Source organism: Halomonas sp. SIMBA_159 (assembly GCF_046536035.1).
Classification (GTDB): domain Bacteria; phylum Pseudomonadota; class Gammaproteobacteria; order Pseudomonadales; family Halomonadaceae; genus Vreelandella; species Vreelandella venusta_A.
Genome location: NZ_JAWJBT010001443.1, coordinates 1 through 242, shown reverse-complemented (window position 1 = coordinate 242; position 242 = coordinate 1). Strand labels below are relative to the sequence as shown.

1 protein-coding gene is annotated in these 242 nt (G+C 50.4%); it reads right to left on the bottom strand.

Annotated elements, in window-relative coordinates; genetic code table 11:
- Positions 1 to 215, bottom strand: a 215-nt coding sequence (locus R0J87_RS24010; protein ID WP_498889547.1) for a hypothetical protein, incomplete at its 3' end; no start/stop codon positions are given.
- Positions 216 to 242: the final 27 nt, after the last annotated feature.

Sequence of the window (242 nt, the reverse complement as noted above, 5' to 3'; positions counted from 1 at the left end):
CTACTATAAAAATCCACAATCTTATGCGAAGCAAGGTAGGGAGACACACCCCTTGAAGGTGGACGAACTAGAAAGCCCGCACCTTCTCCCGCAAAGCAAGAAGCGATTTCCCGATTGGCGGATGAATAATGAAACGCCCAACCATCTACACACCCAATTTCCAGTGAGATCTCTAAGCCGCCAAGCGACCGGGGTGAGCCGGAACCATAAGACAAGCGTTCTTCTTGGCCTATGGTGAAAGG